General features: G+C 62.5%; 16 protein-coding genes and 2 pseudogenes. 13 read left to right on the forward strand and 5 right to left on the reverse strand.

Annotated features, from left to right (window positions below; genetic code table 11):
• Window positions 1–198: 198 nt before the first annotated feature.
• Complete coding sequence (locus AC0L2M_RS33990) at window positions 199–969, reverse strand: pseudouridine synthase (RefSeq protein WP_473537199.1); 771 nt, start codon at window positions 967–969, stop codon at window positions 199–201.
• Between the two features lie 406 nt (window positions 970–1,375).
• On the reverse strand, window positions 1,376–1,591 hold the full coding sequence (locus AC0L2M_RS33995; RefSeq protein WP_023799088.1) for a hypothetical protein: 216 nt from the start codon (window positions 1,589–1,591) through the stop codon (window positions 1,376–1,378).
• Window positions 1,592–1,878: 287 nt separating this feature from the next.
• On the opposite strand from AC0L2M_RS33995, the gene AC0L2M_RS34000 reads away from it, so the two are divergent.
• From AC0L2M_RS34000 to AC0L2M_RS34025, 6 genes and pseudogenes are all read left to right on the forward strand, one after another.
• Window positions 1,879–2,142, forward strand: a complete 264-nt coding sequence (locus AC0L2M_RS34000) for a metal-sensing transcriptional repressor (protein WP_473537180.1) — start codon at window positions 1,879–1,881, stop codon at window positions 2,140–2,142.
• An 8-nt stretch (window positions 2,143–2,150) separates the two neighbouring features.
• A complete protein-coding gene (locus tag AC0L2M_RS34005; protein ID WP_473537182.1) occupies window positions 2,151–3,179 on the forward strand; it encodes a cation diffusion facilitator family transporter in 1,029 nt (342 codons plus the stop codon).
• Window positions 3,180–3,218: 39 nt separating this feature from the next.
• Window positions 3,219–3,929 carry a HoxN/HupN/NixA family nickel/cobalt transporter gene (locus AC0L2M_RS34010; RefSeq protein ID WP_473537183.1) on the forward strand — a complete coding sequence of 237 codons (711 nt, stop codon included), beginning with the start codon at window positions 3,219–3,221 and terminating at the stop codon, window positions 3,927–3,929.
• 215 nt (window positions 3,930–4,144) lie between these two features.
• Window positions 4,145–4,630, forward strand: a complete 486-nt coding sequence (bfr, locus tag AC0L2M_RS34015) for a bacterioferritin (protein WP_473537184.1) — start codon at window positions 4,145–4,147, stop codon at window positions 4,628–4,630.
• A 356-nt stretch (window positions 4,631–4,986) separates the two neighbouring features.
• Window positions 4,987–6,757: pseudogene (locus AC0L2M_RS34020) on the forward strand (cation:proton antiporter domain-containing protein).
• 228 nt (window positions 6,758–6,985) lie between these two features.
• Entirely contained in the window at window positions 6,986–7,342 is a 357-nt protein-coding gene (locus AC0L2M_RS34025) for a VOC family protein (protein WP_473537185.1), read from the forward strand.
• Between the two features lie 25 nt (window positions 7,343–7,367).
• On the opposite strand, the gene AC0L2M_RS34030 is transcribed toward AC0L2M_RS34025, so the two are convergent.
• Complete coding sequence (locus AC0L2M_RS34030; RefSeq protein ID WP_091598784.1) at window positions 7,368–7,733, reverse strand: VOC family protein; 366 nt, start codon at window positions 7,731–7,733, stop codon at window positions 7,368–7,370.
• A gap of 148 nt (window positions 7,734–7,881) precedes the next feature.
• Here AC0L2M_RS34030 and AC0L2M_RS34035 point away from each other — a divergent pair, with 148 nt between their 5' ends.
• Together AC0L2M_RS34035 and AC0L2M_RS34040 are read left to right on the forward strand one after the other, a co-directional pair.
• Window positions 7,882–8,193, forward strand: coding sequence for a hypothetical protein (locus AC0L2M_RS34035; RefSeq protein ID WP_473537186.1), 312 nt, complete (start codon window positions 7,882–7,884; stop codon window positions 8,191–8,193).
• Between the two features lies 1 nt (window position 8,194).
• On the forward strand, window positions 8,195–9,094 hold the full coding sequence (locus tag AC0L2M_RS34040; RefSeq protein WP_473537188.1) for a sigma-70 family RNA polymerase sigma factor: 900 nt from the start codon (window positions 8,195–8,197) through the stop codon (window positions 9,092–9,094).
• A 26-nt stretch (window positions 9,095–9,120) separates the two neighbouring features.
• Here AC0L2M_RS34040 and AC0L2M_RS34045 read toward each other — a convergent pair whose 3' ends face one another.
• A complete protein-coding gene (locus AC0L2M_RS34045; protein ID WP_473537190.1) occupies window positions 9,121–10,218 on the reverse strand; it encodes an AraC family transcriptional regulator in 1,098 nt (365 codons plus the stop codon).
• A 76-nt stretch (window positions 10,219–10,294) separates the two neighbouring features.
• Here AC0L2M_RS34045 and AC0L2M_RS34050 point away from each other — a divergent pair, with 76 nt between their 5' ends.
• Complete coding sequence (locus AC0L2M_RS34050; RefSeq protein ID WP_473537191.1) at window positions 10,295–11,407, forward strand: DUF1330 domain-containing protein; 1,113 nt, start codon at window positions 10,295–10,297, stop codon at window positions 11,405–11,407.
• Window positions 11,408–11,463: 56 nt separating this feature from the next.
• Here AC0L2M_RS34050 and AC0L2M_RS34055 read toward each other — a convergent pair whose 3' ends face one another.
• Entirely contained in the window at window positions 11,464–12,621 is a 1,158-nt protein-coding gene (locus AC0L2M_RS34055) for a sulfite oxidase (RefSeq protein WP_473537193.1), read from the reverse strand.
• A 254-nt stretch (window positions 12,622–12,875) separates the two neighbouring features.
• On the opposite strand from AC0L2M_RS34055, the pseudogene AC0L2M_RS34060 reads away from it, so the two are divergent.
• From AC0L2M_RS34060 to AC0L2M_RS34075, 4 genes and pseudogenes are all read left to right on the forward strand, one after another.
• A pseudogene (locus AC0L2M_RS34060) lies at window positions 12,876–13,488 on the forward strand (DUF1326 domain-containing protein).
• 8 nt (window positions 13,489–13,496) lie between these two features.
• Window positions 13,497–14,009 carry a hypothetical protein gene (locus tag AC0L2M_RS34065; RefSeq protein WP_473537194.1) on the forward strand — a complete coding sequence of 171 codons (513 nt, stop codon included), beginning with the start codon at window positions 13,497–13,499 and terminating at the stop codon, window positions 14,007–14,009.
• On the forward strand, window positions 13,964–14,371 hold the full coding sequence (locus tag AC0L2M_RS34070; protein WP_473537196.1) for a DUF2182 domain-containing protein: 408 nt from the start codon (window positions 13,964–13,966) through the stop codon (window positions 14,369–14,371). The genes AC0L2M_RS34065 and AC0L2M_RS34070 overlap by 46 nt, the downstream gene beginning before the upstream one ends.
• A gap of 92 nt (window positions 14,372–14,463) precedes the next feature.
• Window positions 14,464–15,981 (forward strand): FAD-dependent oxidoreductase, encoded by a 1,518-nt coding sequence (locus AC0L2M_RS34075; RefSeq protein WP_473537197.1) that lies wholly within the window; start codon window positions 14,464–14,466, stop codon window positions 15,979–15,981.
• Window positions 15,982–15,997 lie beyond the last annotated feature (16 nt).

Consider the following 15,997-nt stretch of genomic DNA (forward strand, 5'->3'; position numbering starts at 1 on the left):
CCGGTCCTCCCGGCGAAGGAGAAAACTGTCACCCATGCAATCAGTCCATTCTGTTACCTATCTATCCGGTTCGGACAGAGAGTGCCCTCTCCCCGTCACTATACGGGGAGAGGATGCCGGCAGGCAGGTGAGGGGCAGCGCCAACCTGAAGCGATGGGCTTGCCGTTCCGCTTTGCCGGGTCGCTTCGGCGCCTTCGCTCAGCCTTGAAACAGCGCCAGTTCTTCGGCCGTGAGGTGGCGGGCCTTGCCCTTGGCGAGGTCGCCGAGCTGCAAGCGGCCGATCGCCACCCGCACCAGGCGAAGCACCTCGACCTCATGCGCGCCGAGCAGCCGGCGGATGTGGCGGTTGCGGCCCTCGTTGAGTGTGATTTCCAGCCAGGCGGTGCTGGCGCCGCTGCGCAGGATGTCGATCGACCGCGCCGTCAAATCTTCGCCATCGACCGTGGCGCCGGCGCGCAACCGCGCCAGCAGGGCCGCGTCGGGCAGGGCGCCGATCTGGACGTGATAGATCTTGGCGACGTGCGAGGCGGGGTCGAGCAGGCGCTGGGCGAAACGCGTGTCGTTGGTCATCAAGAGCAGGCCCTCGCTGGCCTTGTCGAGGCGGCCGACCGGCGACACGAAGGGCAGGTCGAGCTCTGCCAGGCAGTCGTAGACGGTGCCGCGGTCCTGCGGGTCGTTGCGGGTGGTGACCAGGCCGCGCGGCTTGTTGATCATCAGATAGACCTTGCGCTCGGCGACGACGCGGCTGCCGTCGACCTTGATGCGGTCGCGGCCGGGATCGACGCGCAGCGAGCCGTTGCGCACGATTTTGCCGGCGACCCGGACGCGCCCTTCGGCGACCAGAATTTCCGCCTGCTTGCGCGAGCACAGGCCGAGCTTTGACAGCGCACGGCAAAGGCTGACGCCTGGCGGACTGGCTCCGGCGCTAGGCGAGGGGCGTGGCCAGCCGGCGTTCGGCCGTGGCGCCATAGTTTTGCGTGATCGTTCCGGCAAGTCAGGTCTTCCCCGCCACCTGAGGTGAATATTTGCTAACAGAAAGCCGCCGGGGTGGATATCTGGATTTCTCGATAGGAGTATTCGGACGTGTGAGCTGCGGCCCTCCGTTGCGACAGGTCGCCTCCGGACATCATGGCAAAGTTGGCGGGACAGCGCCCCCCTCTGCCCTGCCGGACATCTCCCCCACAAAGGGGGAGATCGGCCGTTATCACTGGTTCCGCCAATCGCCCAACTTTGAAAAAGAGGCGCGGTTGGCAAAGCTGCCGATCTCCCTCCTTGTGGGGGAGATGTCCGGCAGGACAGAGGGGGGCGCCGTAGAGCGCCAACATTTCGAGCCTCGCACGCGCCCCGACGCTGATCGCCCGGGGGGCCCCGATCTTCAGTTTGCCCTGGGCTCGTCCTCGACAACGAAAGATGCGGCAATCAGGTCGTCGGCATCGATCCGCAGGGAGCCTTCACCTGCTCCCATGACAGCGGCTACCTTCTGAAAAATTTTCATCTCGTGCTCGGTAATCCGGGCGCTCCGCATCCTGGCTTTGAGATCAGCGATGCGCAGCCCCAATGTGTGGGACGTTCCAATTTCACGGTTCGACATGACAACATGCTCCTCCCCGACCCATGCTTTTTCCTCCCCACCGCTATTCGCCCGTCGCCTATCATGTTTGCCCAAAAATAAGGCATCGCGAATACAGCGCCCCGAACGCTGGTGCGAGGGGAAGGTTCCGGCGCAACATGGTCACGAAATAATACGGGCCGCCGCCGCCGGCGGGTTACCCGCAGGAGGTGGCTAGCCGTCATTCTTCGATTTGTGACGGACTCGCCGGCAAGGTGAGCTCAAAAGCAGATTTGACTGGATCCTCCCGGGGAGGATACAAAACAGGCATGTCCGAAGGCATCCATCGTTCGCATCCGGCTATCGTGAAGCGCCTGAAGCGCGCGCAAGGCCATCTTGCGGCGGTGCTGTCGATGTTCGAGGCGCATCGTCCTTGCGTTGACCTGGCGCAGCAGCTCCACGCCGTGGAGAGCGCCATCAGCAGTGCAAAGCGCGAACTGATCCACGATCATATCGAGCATTGCCTGACGGACACCGCGGAAGCCGCCGGCAACTCGCTGGCGGAACTCAAGCAACTGGCGAAATATTTGTGAGCTGTCAAATGCCTGTGCTCGGCGCGCGCATCCTCGACTGGTTCGGGTTCGGGCCGCGCCATCACGCCGCGCATGGTCATGGCCATCACGATCATGTGAGCGGGTCGCATAGCCACGGGGTCATCGATGCGACCATTGCCACGACCGACCGCGGCATATGGGCGATAAAATGGTCGTTCGTCATCCTGGCAATCACCGCGGCGATGCAGATGGTCGTGGTCGCGCTGTCGGGCAGCGTGGCGCTGCTGGCCGACACGGTCCACAACATCGGTGACGCCACCACCGCCATTCCGCTGTGGATCGCCTTCCTGCTGGCCCGGCGCAAGCCGTCGCCGACCTTCACCTACGGCCTGGGCCGGGTCGAGGACCTGGCCGGGATGATCATCGTCGGGATCATCCTGTTCAGCGCCATCGTCGCCGGTTACCAGGCCATCGACCGTTTGATCAATCCACGCGTGGTGACGCATCTGGGCTGGCTGGCGGCGGCGGGCATTGTCGGCTTTCTCGGCAATGAGGCCGTCGCGGTGTTCCGCATCCGCGTCGGCCGCGAAATCAACAGCGCCGCACTGATTGCCGACGGCTACCACGCCCGCACCGACGGCCTGACCAGCCTTGCCGTGGTCCTCGGAGCGTTCGGCGTCTGGCTCGGTTTTGCGCTGGCCGACCCGATTGTCGGCCTGCTCATCACGCTTGCCATCTTCGGCATCGTCTGGCAGTCGGCGCACTCGGTGCTGACCCGCATGCTCGATGGTATAGATCCTGAAGTCATCGGCGACATCGACCATGCCGCCGCGCATGTGCCGCAGGCGCGCATTGTCGATGCCAAGGCGCGGTGGATCGGTCACAGGCTGCACGCCGACATTGCCATCGCCGTAGAAGAAAGCCTGCCGGTCAGCGAAGCGCAGAAGATCACCGCAGCGCTGGAACACGAGTTGTTCGAGCACATGCCGGCGCTTGCGGCGGCGAATATAAGATTGGCGAACGCGGATGCCGATCACCGCCATGGACATGGCCACGGCGAGCACGACGGCCACTAACGGTCGCTCCGACCGGCTCGCTTCTGTTATCCTCAGCTGATGTTCCAAATTCTTGTCGAGTTGCAACGAACGATCTATCTGGCGGTCGGCGAGCAGATCAAACTGCTCTCGGCGGGAGGCGACTGGCTGGCGTTCATGGGCTTCCTGCCGATGGGCGTCGTCTTCGGGGCTGCGCATGCGCTGACGCCTGGCCACAGCAAGGCGGTGCTGGCAACCTATCTTGCGGGTTCGGATGCAAAGGTTTCGCGCGGCCTTCTCGCATCGATAATTCTGTCCTTCACCCATGTGACGATTGCCGTTCTGATTGCGGTTCTCTCGCTGCCGCTGGTTTCCATCGCCTTGGGCAGCGTCGGTCGCGCTCCGCTTTTGGAGGATATCAGTCGTGCGCTGCTCGGCCTGATCGGTGTCTGGATGCTCTGGCGCGCTTTGAGCCGCGGCCACCACCACAAGCATGAGGGCGAGGCGGTCGGCGTCATGGCAGGTCTGATCCCGTGCCCGCTGACGCTGTTCGTGATGACCTTCGCGATGTCCAGAGGCGTTCCCGGCGCCGGCGTGCTCTTCGCTGTCACCATGATGGCCGGTGTGGCGCTGACGCTGTCCTGCGTCGCGGTGTTGTCGATCCTGTTTCGGCAACGTCTGGTGGGTTTCATCGCCGGCAAGCCACTCGAAACCATTTCCCGAACCATCGAAGGCGCTGCCGGGCTGGCGCTTGCGGGCGTTGCCGTCAGGCAGATCATGGTCGCCGCCTGATCTTGCTCAAGGGCGAGATCGAGTTGCACACCGATCGGCACGCGCCGGGCCGGCGACCTGGGCCGCTCTACTTCGACGAGGTATGCCAGTTCAGCCCTCCGGCCCCGATCGAAAATGACGGTTGGGTCGCCGCGTGCTATCCTGCGCGCGGAGGTGACAGGGCGCATCGTTCCACATGATGCGTGCGGGGCGCGCTCAAAACGGGAGCAGAACTCATGAAAGGCGAAGATAGGATCATTGAACGTCTTAACGAAGCGCTGTTTCTGGAACTCGGTGCCGTCAATCAATTTTGGCTGCATTATCGCCTGTTGGAGGACTGGGGCTATTTCAAACTGGCGAAGAAGGAGCGCGAGGAATCTATCGAGGAAATGCACCATGCGGACCGGATTATCGAACGGACGATCTTCCTCGAAGGGCACCCGAACCTGCAGGCAGTGGCGCCGCTTCGCATCGGGCAGAATGTGAAGGAAGTGCTGGATTCGGACCTCGCCGGCGAATACGACGCGCGCACCTCTTACAAGAAGTCACGCGAGATCTGCCAGGAACTGGGTGACTACGTGACCATGCACCTGTTCGAGGATCTGCTCAAAGACGAGGAGGGCCACATCAACTTTCTCGAGACCCAGCTCGATCTGCTCGCCTCGATCGGCGAAGAGAGATACGGCCTCCTCAATGCCGCTTCCGGGGATCAGGCAGAGTAGTATTGGGAAAGCCACGCGGCGGAAATACTGCGCGCAGGTTTGAGGATTCCGCAGCCACGGCGCATCAGGTGAACGGCACCCAAGGCGCGACGTGACGCCTCCAAGCTCTGTGCCGTTCGCCGGTATCCTGCGGACGACGCAAGGACTTGTCCCGTTCCATCGGCGGGCAACTGCCCGAAGCGTATCCACCGGCCGGAATCAACCGTTGCAGAACTCCAGTTCGCCATTGGCGGGATCTGCTGCGCGAAAGATGTTGAGACCGCCGCGTCTTAGTCCATTATCCCCGGGTCCATTATCTCTGGCTCGTGCAAGGCTTGACCCGAGCGCCAAACGTGGCCGGAAACCGGATTGAGAAGATGCCTCAGGCGCCACTTATCGCAACCCTTGTCGCCGGCCTCGGACTCGCCTTCATCCTCGGCACGTTGGCGAACCGACTTCGCCTGTCGCCACTGGTCGGCTACCTCGTGGCTGGTGTCTTGATTGGCCCGTTCACGCCCGGCTTCGTTGCCGACCAGGCGCTGGCGCGCCAACTCGCCGAGCTCGGCGTGATCCTGCTGATGTTTGGCATAGGGCTGCATTTTTCGCTGAACGATCTGCTGTCGGCAAGAAAGATCGCGATTCCCGGCGCTATCGGTCAAATGGCTCTGGTGACCATGCTCGGGCTCCTCGTGACGCAGGCGATCGGCTGGCCGATCGGAGCCGGAGTGGTGTTTGGGCTGGCCCTGTCGGTTGCAAGCACAGTCGTGGTCCTACGGGCGCTGCAGGAAATGCGGCAGCTCGAAACCGATGGCGGACGCATCGCAGTCGGCTGGCTGGTCGTAGAGGACCTCGCCATGATCCTCGCGCTCGTGCTGTTGCCGGCCTTCGCCGGTGTGCTCGGTGGCAATTTCAACGGGCCAAACCTTAACGGCAATGACCTGTTCACATTGTTTGAGCCGCAGACCATCTGGAGCGCGCTCGGGCTGACGCTGGGCAAATTGGCGGCTTTCTTCGCGATCATGGTTGTCGTCGGGCGAACGTGTCATTCCGCCGATCCTTCACTACGTTGCTCACACTGGCTCGCGAGAGCTTTTCCGTTTGGCCGTGCTGGCGATCGCCCTTGGTGTCGCTTTCGGGGCAGCCGAGCTGTTCGGCGTCTCGTTCGCTCTTGGGGCGTTTTTCGCAGGAATGATCCTTGCCGAATCCCAGTTGAGCCAAAGGGCCGCTCAGGAAACGCTGCCGCTGCGCGACGCATTCGCCGTGCTTTTCTTCGTCTCCGTCGGCATGCTGTTCAACCCGATGATCCTGGTCGAGCAGCCGCTGCTCGTCGGCGTGACATTTTTGATCATCGTCATCGGCAATGCCACGGTCGCATCGGCCATCGCATTGATGTTCGGCTATCCGTCCTACGTGGCCCTGACACTCGGCCTGAGCCTGGCACAGATCGGCGAGTTCTCCTTCATCCTGGCGGGACTGGGTGTCGAACTCGCGCTTCTTCCAGAGGCGGGACGTGACCTGGTGCTTGCTGGAGCCATCCTTTCGATCCTCGTCAACCCGCTGCTGTTTGCGGCGTTGGATCGGCTGACGCCGTGGCTGAAAGCACGAGAGCGAACCATTGCCACGCAAGAAGGCAAATCCGAACCGCCCGAACTCGCGGCTACCAGCCTGACAGACCACGCGGTGCTTGTCGGCCATGGACGGGTCGGAAGCCTGGTCGCGGAGACGTTGCAAAAGGCAAGGCAGCCTTACCTGGTGATCGAGGAACGACAAGCGATAGTAGAACAGCTGCGCGCCCGCGGCGTTGATGTCATTGCGGGAAATGTCACCCAGCCGGGCCTGCTTGAGGCGGCCAACGTTGCCTCAGCCCGGTGGTTGATCAGCGCCATTCCCAATCCGTTCGAGAGCGGCAATCTCATCGAGCAAGCCCATGCCATCAATCCAAGGCTCGAGATCATCGCCCGCGCGCATTCCGATGCCGAAGTGGATTACCTCAAGAAGTTCGGCGCCGACCTGATCATCATGGGCGAGCGGGAGATCGCGCGCGGCATCTCGGATCACATTCTGAGCCGGATCGATGCCCCAGCCGCCCCGGTCGCCGACCAGAGCCAAAACGCGCGCCAGGTCGACCCAAAGCCGATGGCCGGGTAATGGCGGCAGCTGCGCCAACAGCATCTCCAGCTTCTTCCGCTGATAGCGTGAGGTCTGGCAGGCGTCGGTCTTTGAAGCAACGCCGGGTTCCGGCACCTGCAATCACGGCCGGCCGACCTATATCCAACTGAAGCTTGCCGATATCGAGCGGCTGTGTCGACGGCGCAAACGTCGTTTGCAACGGCAATAGCTTGTTTGTTCGCATCACTTTCAGGGAGATAAGGAGCCATGATTTCCGGCGCACACATGATCATCTACAGCACGGATGCCGAGGCAGACCGCGCATTTTTTCGCAATGTCCTACGTTTTCCAGCAGTCGATGCTGGCGAAGGCTGGTTGATCTTCGCATTGCCGCCGGCCGAGATTGCCGTTCACCCGGCCGCCGAAGTCGACAGCCACGAAGTCTATCTCATGTGCGAAGACATCAATGCTACGATCCAAGAGCTGAAATCGCACGATGTTGAATGCACTTCGGTCACCGATGAAGGCTGGGGCCTGCTCACGTATGTCTCGCTTCCCAGTGGCGGCTCGCTTGGCCTTTACCAGCCGAGGCATGCTTTGGCGCACAAAGCCGGGGCTGCTTAAGTGGCCGTTTTCCGACTGCACCCGCTCATTGGCTGCCGATCACCATGCGGTTGCCCTCGCTGTCGCGAAATTCCGCCACCGTGCGGCCTGGCTGCCAGGGCGCCTCCTGCGGTTCGGTGATGATCTCGACGCCGCCCGCCTTCAACGCCGCGATCGTCGCCTCGACATCGTCGTCGACCAGCACCAGCACCGGCTCCGCGCCTGGCGTGTCGTCGGCGCGCCTCACGAAATGCAGGTTCGTCACGGCGTCGGGAAATTTCAGCTCGATCCAGCGCCAGCCGCTATCGCCCATCTTCTCGTCGGCCGTCACCTTGCAGGCGAAATGCCTGGTGTAGAACGCCTTGGCGCGGTCCTGGTCGAATACCGGCAGTTCGGCAAACTGGATGTGCATGGTCGTCGCTCCTGCTCCTCGATGGCTGCTGCCTAGCCGTCCGCAGGTGGAAGTCGATCCGGGCGGCCGAAAAAATTTATAGCGTGCGAGAATCTTTTCGGGAACGCGAAACGTCTTCTGCTCAGACCAACCATTCAGGAGACGAACCATGGGCTACAAACTCATTCGCTACAGCGTGAAAGACACCGGGCTGGAAGAGAACCGCGCGCTGGTGGCAAAAGTGTTCGAGACGCTGGATGAAACGGCGCCGCAGAGCGTGCGCTATCTCGTGCTCGAACTCGACGACGGCGAGTTCGTCCATGTCGTCGGCGAGGGAAATGACACATCCGCGCTGACCGAGCTTGCGGCCTTCGAGGCGTTCACGCAAAACCATGCGGAACGGCGCTCGACGCCGGTCAAGCGGTCGCCTGCCAAAATTATCGGCAACTACCGTGTGCTTGAGGAGAGCAAGGCCGGATAGAATGGACGCCATGATCCAACCGAAATTCGATCGGCCGGCGCTGGAGTCGATGCTCTCCGGGTTCCGCCCAAAGCTGCACCGCTACTGCGCCCGCATGGCCGGCTCGGTGATCGACGGCGAAGACATCGTGCAGGAGACGCTGATCAAGGCGCTGCAGGCGGTCGACGGCAGCATGACCGTCGAGCGGCCCGAGCAATGGCTGTTTCGCATCGCCCATAATGCCGCGCAGGACCATCTGCGCCGGCGCCATCGGGAAAGGTCGCGCATGACCGAGACCGACATGACCACGATCGAGGATCCTTCCGGCAGCGCCGACTCAAGGCTCGCCGCGGCGGCCGGCCTGCGCAGCTTCATGCAGCTCTCGGTGGCGCAGCGCAGCGCCGTGATCCTGGTCGACGTGCTAGGCCTTTCGCTGCATGAGACCTGCGAGGTGACCGGCGCGACGCTGGCCGCCACCAAGGCGGCGCTGCATCGCGGGCGGGCGCAGTTGCGCCTGCTGGCGTCGCAGCCTGAGCACGTCGTCGCGCCACGGCTCGACGCCGATGACGAGCGACGGCTGCGCCGTTATGTCGATCTGTTCAACGCGCGCGACTTCGACGCGGTCAGGGCGCTGATCGCCGAGGATGTCCAACTCGAATTGGTCAGCCGGCTCCGCATGCGCGGCAAGGCTGAAGTGTCGACCTATTTCGGCAATTACGAGCGCATCAGCGACTGGGCGCTGTCGCTGGGTTTTGTCGACGGCCGGCCGGCGATCCTGATCCGCAACCCGCAGGAGCCGGACGGTGCGGTGCGCGGCTTCATGCTGGTCGAATGGCGGGAGGAGCGGGTCGTCCAGATCCGCGATTTTCGTTATGCGCCTTGGTGCCTGATCGATGCCGAGATCAGCACGATAGAGGGGTAGGGGGAGGGTCGGCCTCCGGCCGCCCGCTATCCGCGCCGGCCGTCGCGCCAGCCAGCCGGCGAGACGCCCGCGAGCTTCTTGAAGCTCCGGCTGAAGGCCGCTTCGGACTCGTAGCCGACATCACGCCCGACCGCCGAGACTTTGGCCAGCCCATCAGTGAGCAGTCGTGCGGCCAGTTGTACGCGCCATCGCGTGAGATACTGCATCGGTGGGCAGCCGACGAGACGCGTGAAGCGGGCCGCGAGGACGGACCGCGAGACGCCGGTTTCGCGTGCGAGTTCTTCAATTGTCCAGCCGCGCGCCGGATTCTCGTGGACAAGCGCAACAGCCCGGCCGACGGCGGGGTCGCGCAAGCCGGCCAGCCAGCCGGTCTGCTCCGGCGGCAGTGCCTCAAGATAGCGGCGAACGACCTCAACGAACATCAACTCGCTGAGGCGCAGGCGGATGCATTCAGCGCCTGGCCGTTGAACGGACACCTCTGCCAGCGTTAGCTCGATCAGCCGGTCGAGCAGATCGCTCTGTGCGCCGGCCGCGCGCCGGATGCGTATCAGCGGAGGCAGGGCCCCGAGCAGAGGATTGAACGGCCGTGCATCGCAGCCAAGGAAACCGCAGACATATCTGGTCAGGAGGAGGCCGTCGCCACCTTCGTTGATCACGAAGGGCAGTTGTCCGGCCGCCATGGCGCGAAAGAAATCGAGCGAATCTTCCGGGCTCAAACCTGATCGCACTCCGGGCGCACTGCACATCGCGTACGAATCCTCATGCGGGATCACAAGTATGTCGCCTTCGGCAAACTCCATCGGCGGATCGTCACCGATGCTGACCGAGCCCGATCCTTGGGTGATGATGTGGTAGGAAATCACATGTTGGGCGCGCGGCAGGATAAGATGGGCAAATGAACCCGCCCGCGGCACTTCCACGCTCCAGGGCGAAGAGGCATCGACCCAGAAGAAAAGCGCGCCGGTGAGCTTTACCACGCGCAGCACATCCGAAAGCACATCCTTGTCCGGCGCGGCCGAAGGTGCGGCATCGGCAACGACCTCTTCCGGTGGCCGCCCAGGCGATCGCGCCAGAACGGACGCTGCAGCAAGCGATTGAGACGCTGGGTCATGGAGCGTGCCCATGGCCAAGTCTACTATGCGCCGAACAGTATATCCACCGCGCATCCCGTGGAGTCCATGCGAGCAACGGAGGTCGGCCATGTCTACCTATTGCTTCTTCGACGTGCGTGAAATCACCGACCAGGCCAAGGTCGAGCAGTATTTGGCAGGGGTCTTTGCAACGGTTGAACAGTATGGAGGGCGCTATCTGGTGCTGGGCGGGAAATCCGACCTTGTCGAAGGAGACTGGCAGCCGGTCTATCCGGTCATCGTCGAATTTGCCGACGGCGAGCATGCCCGGCGCTGGTATTCATCGCCCGAATACGAGCCGCTGAAGGCGCTACGCGTCGCCGGAACCCGATCCAACGCAGTGTTCCTTGAAGGTGCAACGCCGGGATCGGAGCAAGCGGCGGCCCAGACCCGCCGGGGCAAGATATCGAAAACTCCGGCTGAAATCTACGACTCACTGTTCGTTCCAGCGCTGTTCCGACAATGGGGGCCTATCGTCGCCGCCGAGGCGCGAATAGGGAGGGGCGACTGCGTGATCGACATTGCCTGCGGTACGGGTGTGCTGGCGCTCGCGGCCCTCGACCGCGTTGGCGCGGAGGGCAAGGTGGTCGGGCTTGATCCCAATCCCGATATGCTTTGCGTTGCCCGCCGCAAAAGCACTCGCATCGATTGGCGAGAAGGGCGCGCTGAGCAGGTCCCTTTCCCGGATGAAAGCTTCGACGCCGCGGTCAGCCAGTTCGGCCTGATGTTCTTCGACGATCGAGCAGCCGGACTGCGGGAAGTGATGCGCGTGCTTAAGTCCGGCGGCCGGCTCGCCGTCGCGGTCTGCGGACCGCTCGACCAGTCGCCCGGCTATGCCGCAGTGGCGGATATGCTTGAACGGCTGTTTGGAGCCGACGTTGCGAACGCGTTCCGCGCGCCCTTTGTGCTCGGCAATGCGGAGTTACTGCGCTCGCTCTGCGCGAAGGCAGGCATAGAGCGTGCCGAGGTGAAGCGTCACCGCGGAACGGTCCGTTTTGCCTCGATCGAGTCGCTGATCTCGACTGAAAGAGCCTGCATCTGGACGTTGGGCGGGCTTTTGGACAACGAGCAGTTCAAGCGGCTCCTGGAGGAGGCCGAGCGGGCACTTATGCCTTACGTGACAGCAGCCGGCGCCGTCGCTTTCGACATGCCGGCGCTCGTCATCACGGCATCCAAGGACTGACGCTGGCGACCAGTCTGCGATCAGGCGCTGCCTGCTTCACCTTCCCGCAAAGTCTATCAAACGACACCCACGCGGCGCGTCACCTGGCCATTGCTTTCCCAGTATGTGTGTTTCTTGGCAATCAAGGGATCGTCCATTGCCGGTTGAACCTGTCCCGTGGTGCTGACCGCGCGCGAGGTCACCGTGTGTTCTCCAGGCGACGGATTTGGCCAATCCAGGGACCAGATCTTCCAGGCGTGTTCGGCCTCCTCGCTGCGGTCGATGGTCGCCGGTGCCCATGGCGCTTGATCGATTTGCACTTCGACCCGATCGATCGGTGCCCCCCAGGCTGCCCCAATGATGCGGTAGTCCGAGTCCTTGCGGGTGACCTTCGCGGGCGCGGACTTTATCAGCGCTCGTCCGACTGAGTCCTCGGTCCACACGGTCTCGCCATTGCGCTCTTCCTCCCGGATGGTGACATAGTCACGCGCCATCAGAAGGCTCATGAAGCGGGTGTCGCGCACCTCGATGCGCTCCAGCCACTTGATGTTGGCGATGCCATACCAGCCCGGAGCAATCAGCCGCAGCGGAAAACCATTGGCCGCCGGCAAGGCGGCTCCGTTCATTTCATAGCAGAGCAGATTGTCTGGGTTCGTCGCTTCGGCAAGCGACATGCTGCGCGCGAAATTCTGCTGCATCTTGACGTCGCGGATGGCGACCTCGCCGGTGTCAGTGCCGAAAAAGACCACCTCGATGCCATCTTCCAGAACGCCGGCTTCCTCGAGGATCGGGGCGAGCGGCGTCCCTGCCCAGCGGGCATTGCCGATGCCGCCGGTGAAAAACGGAAAACCGTGGTTGCCCGAGCATTCCACTGTGAAAACGACCTCCTGGCGCGGCCGCGCCTTGATGTCGGCGAGAGTCAGTTTCAAGGGCTTCTTGACCAGGCCGCCGATCTCCATCGACCATGTCTTCTCGTCGATCGTTGGTCGATTGAAATGCGAGATGCTGAAGAACTTGTCGTTTGGCGTTATCCAGCTATCCAGATCCTCCCAGACAAGCTGCTTCTGGATGCCGACCGGATCGGGATTTTCGGTCGGCTGGTCCAGCCACCGAATAACCTCCTCGCTCGCCCGTGTTGGAAAAGCGTAAGCCCGACGCGAGGTATAGAGAGCAGCAATTGCGGCAAGGGCAGCACTTCCCTGAACGAGAAGTTCTCTGCGTTGAATATCAGGCATGTTGTTTCCTCCCAGTTGATCCGGAAACAGGCTGCACGTGCCTTAGGCCGCAGCCTGAACATGGGTAGGCGCAATGAACGTTTGCCCCGACCGGAGATTATCCGGACAGGTCAAGCAATCAGCGGCGCATCTCAAACATGTGAAGCCTTGGACGAAACTCTCGCTTGGGTTTCGCCTTTTTAAGGGTGCGCCTTTGAGAGGGAAGAGTCCAGGTGTATGATGATCGTCTAATATTTCTAGATCAGGGGGACAGCATGACGTCTTGGGAAATCAAGGGACGCGAGCTCGTCAATTGCACCTGCGAATATGGCTGCAACTGTCAATTCAATGCGCTGCCCGATGGCCGGCATCCAGATCGATGAAGGTCATCATGGCGAGACCGTTCTCGACGGCCTGCGCATCGCCGCGATCTTCAAATGGCCCGGGGCGATCCACGAGGGCAACGGCGAAGCCATCGCTTTCGTCGACGAGAAGGCAACCGAGCGGCAGCGTGACGCGCTGCTGCGCATCATGACCGGCCAGGACACCGATCCGTTCGCGACGATGTTCGCCGTCTACGCCTCGACCGTGACAAAAATGAATGAGCCGGTCTTCACCAGGATCGATCTCGACCTCGATGTCGACGGCCGCAGGGGCCGCATCTTCGTCAAGGACTACATCGAAACGGTCGGCGAACCAATCCGCATCAAGGTGACGGGCGCGGACTCGCGCGCCCAGATCGTGTTGCCGAACGGCTTCGAATATGCGGTCGCCGAGATCGGCAGCGCTTCGAGCACAACCAGCGGGCCGGTTCAGGTGACCACCAAGGACAGTTACGGCCAGTTCGCGCGGCTGCATCTCAACAATCACGGGGTGGTGCGAGCCTGACGCGGCGCATGAACGGCGCGTCGCCACTGGAACGGCTGCTCAGGCGCGACCGCGTCATCACAATTGCGGGCGTGGTGGCGCTGTGCCTGCTGGCCTGGCTTTACATCGCCGCCGGCGCAGGGATCGGCATGAATGCGTGGGAGATGTCGAGGCTCGCGTTATTCCCGCACCTGCAAACTCCGAACATGACATCCGATATGACCTCTGAGATGCCCGGCATGGACATGTCTGGCATGGATATGTCCGGCATGGACATGAGCGCGATGGCGACGGAGCCGCAGGCCTGGGGGACCGCGAACTGGGCGCTGATGATCGCCATGATGTCGCCGAGTGCGGCGCCGACCATCCTGCTCTATGCGCGCGTGCATCGCCATGCGCTGGCACGGGGTCAGATCCAGGACAAGCTCGCGCCGACCGGCGTGTTCATGGCGGCTACCTCCTGGTCTGGCTGGGGTTCTCCGTCGCCGCAACCGCATTGCATTGGCTGCTCGAGCGCGAAGCCTTCGTTTCGGCAACGATGATGAGTTCGCAGAGCCGCTGGCTTTCAGCCATCGTCCTGATCGGCGCGGGGATCTATCAGCTCTCGTCCTTCAAGAACGCCTGCCTGTCGCATTGCCGGGCACCGACGGCGTTCCTTGCCCGCCACTGGCGTCCGCACGCCCTTGGCGCGCTGCGTCTGGGCGCATTGCATGGGGCGTTTTGTGTCGGATGCTGCTGGATGCTGATGGCGTTGTTGTTCGTCGGCGGCATCATGAACCTGGTGTGGATCGCCGCGCTCGCCATTCTGGTGCTGGCGGAAAAACTGTTTCCTGCCGGCCCGTGGGTTGGCCGGGCAGCCGGCATCGCCCTGATCGCCTGGGGCAGCGCAACGCTTTTGGTCTGACGACCAGGGCCGCCTCTGTCGGCATTCAAAGCGTCGAGGAACTTTGAATTCTCGAATCCGTTACCGAATATTGTGGATGGGAGGCTCCGCCGATGAATGTCAGCGATGAAAGGACTGTATCGCTCTGGGCGGCGACCGAGGTCGTGCCCGATGCGGTGCCGCTCGGGCAAAGCGAACAGGTCGATGTCGTGGTCGTCGGGTCTGGGATTGCCGGACTGTCGGTCGCCTACGAACTGGCCGTCGCCGGGCAAAAGGTGGCTGTCCTCGATCGCGGCCGGATCGGAAGCGGCATGACGGCTCGCACCACTGCGCACCTGTCATCTGTCTGCGACGACTATTTTTCGGAGCTGACCAAATTGCGCGGCGAGGACCTGGCGCGGATTTTTTACCAAAGCCAATCGGCCGCTATCGACCGTATCCAATCCATCCGGGAGACCGAGCGTATCGCTTGCGATTTCCGGCGCCTTGATGGCTTTCTCTTTCCGGCTTCCGGCAGCCAGGAATCCGATATCACGCGCGAACTGGACGCCGCTCTGAAGATCGGTGTCGAGGTCGAGAAGACCAGGGGCGTGCCATTTGCAGGCTTTTCGGATGTGCAGGCCCTTCGATACGCCAATCAGGCGACCTTCCACCCGCTCAAATATCTCCGCGGGCTGGCCGCGGCCATCCGCGCGCGCGGCGGCGTGCTTTATGCCGATACCATCGTCGAAAAGGTCGAGGAGACTGATGGCGGCGTGCGTGTAACCACGGTTTCAGGCTCTACCGTGTCTGCCAGATCGGCCGTTGTCGCCACCAACTCGCCGATCAACAATCGGGTCGCGCTTCACACCAAGCAAGCGCCCTATCGAACCTACGCGATGTCGTTCGAGATCGCGCGCGATACCATACCGGATGCGCTGTATTGGGATACTGAAGACCCTTATCACTACGTTCGGCTTCAGCCTGGCGACGGTCGGACCGACTTCCTGATCGTCGGAGGTGAAGACCACAAGACAGGACAGGCCGATGATGCCGGTGACCGTTTCGCGGCCCTGACGGCCTGGACCAAAAGGCTGGTGCCCGATGTCGGCGTGGAAATCAACCGGTGGTCCGGGCAGGTGATGGAGACCGTCGATTATGCGGGGTTCATCGGCCGCAATCCTGGCGACAGCCGCGTCTTTGTGGCGACCGGGGATTCCGGCCAGGGCATTACCCATGGCGTTGTCGCCGGCCTGTTGATTTCAGACCTGATTCTGAAGGAGGAAAGTCCCTGGCGCGAACTCTACGAGCCGTCGCGCAAGACGGCAGGCGCGATCGGCGATTACCTGTCGGAGAATGCGACGGCGATCAAGAGTTTTGCCGAATATATCGCGCCTGGCGAGATCGATTCCGTCGATAAGCTGCGACCGGGAGAAGGTGCCATCGTCCGCGAAGGGCTCAGCAAGATCGCCGCATTTCGCGATGACGACGGCACGCTCTACAAGCGCTCGGCCGCATGCACGCATATCGGCTGCCATGTACACTGGAACTCCCTCGAGCGCTGCTGGGACTGCCCCTGCCACGGCTCGCATTTTGCAATCGATGGCACGGCTTTGAACGGACCGGCGGTGGCGCCGCTGGGAGGGGAGTAGGGGAGTAGGGGAGTAG

It is taken from the genome of Mesorhizobium sp. WSM4806 (genome assembly GCF_055811635.1).

Bases quoted from the DNA above. Each gene is read 5' to 3' on its own strand.
- AC0L2M_RS34010 (WP_473537183.1), top strand. From the start codon at position 3,219: ATGTTCCAAATTCTTGTCGAGTTGCAACGAACGATCTATCTGGCGGTC.
- AC0L2M_RS34030 (WP_091598784.1), bottom strand. From the start codon at position 7,733: ATGCACATCCAGTTTGCCGAACTGCCGGTATTCGACCAGGACCGCGCC.
- AC0L2M_RS34045 (WP_473537190.1), bottom strand. From the start codon at position 10,218: ATGGGCACGCTCCATGACCCAGCGTCTCAATCGCTTGCTGCAGCGTCC.
- AC0L2M_RS33990 (WP_473537199.1), bottom strand. From the start codon at position 969: ATGGCGCCACGGCCGAACGCCGGCTGGCCACGCCCCTCGCCTAGCGCC.
- AC0L2M_RS34065 (WP_473537194.1), top strand. From the start codon at position 13,497: ATGAACGGCGCGTCGCCACTGGAACGGCTGCTCAGGCGCGACCGCGTC.
- AC0L2M_RS34055 (WP_473537193.1), bottom strand. From the start codon at position 12,621: ATGCCTGATATTCAACGCAGAGAACTTCTCGTTCAGGGAAGTGCTGCC.
- AC0L2M_RS33995 (WP_023799088.1), bottom strand. From the start codon at position 1,591: ATGTCGAACCGTGAAATTGGAACGTCCCACACATTGGGGCTGCGCATC.
- AC0L2M_RS34035 (WP_473537186.1), top strand. From the start codon at position 7,882: ATGGGCTACAAACTCATTCGCTACAGCGTGAAAGACACCGGGCTGGAA.
- bfr (WP_473537184.1), top strand. From the start codon at position 4,145: ATGAAAGGCGAAGATAGGATCATTGAACGTCTTAACGAAGCGCTGTTT.
- AC0L2M_RS34040 (WP_473537188.1), top strand. From the start codon at position 8,195: ATGGACGCCATGATCCAACCGAAATTCGATCGGCCGGCGCTGGAGTCG.
- AC0L2M_RS34075 (WP_473537197.1), top strand. From the start codon at position 14,464: ATGAATGTCAGCGATGAAAGGACTGTATCGCTCTGGGCGGCGACCGAG.
- AC0L2M_RS34000 (WP_473537180.1), top strand. From the start codon at position 1,879: ATGTCCGAAGGCATCCATCGTTCGCATCCGGCTATCGTGAAGCGCCTG.
- AC0L2M_RS34050 (WP_473537191.1), top strand. From the start codon at position 10,295: ATGTCTACCTATTGCTTCTTCGACGTGCGTGAAATCACCGACCAGGCC.
- AC0L2M_RS34005 (WP_473537182.1), top strand. From the start codon at position 2,151: ATGCCTGTGCTCGGCGCGCGCATCCTCGACTGGTTCGGGTTCGGGCCG.
- AC0L2M_RS34025 (WP_473537185.1), top strand. From the start codon at position 6,986: ATGATTTCCGGCGCACACATGATCATCTACAGCACGGATGCCGAGGCA.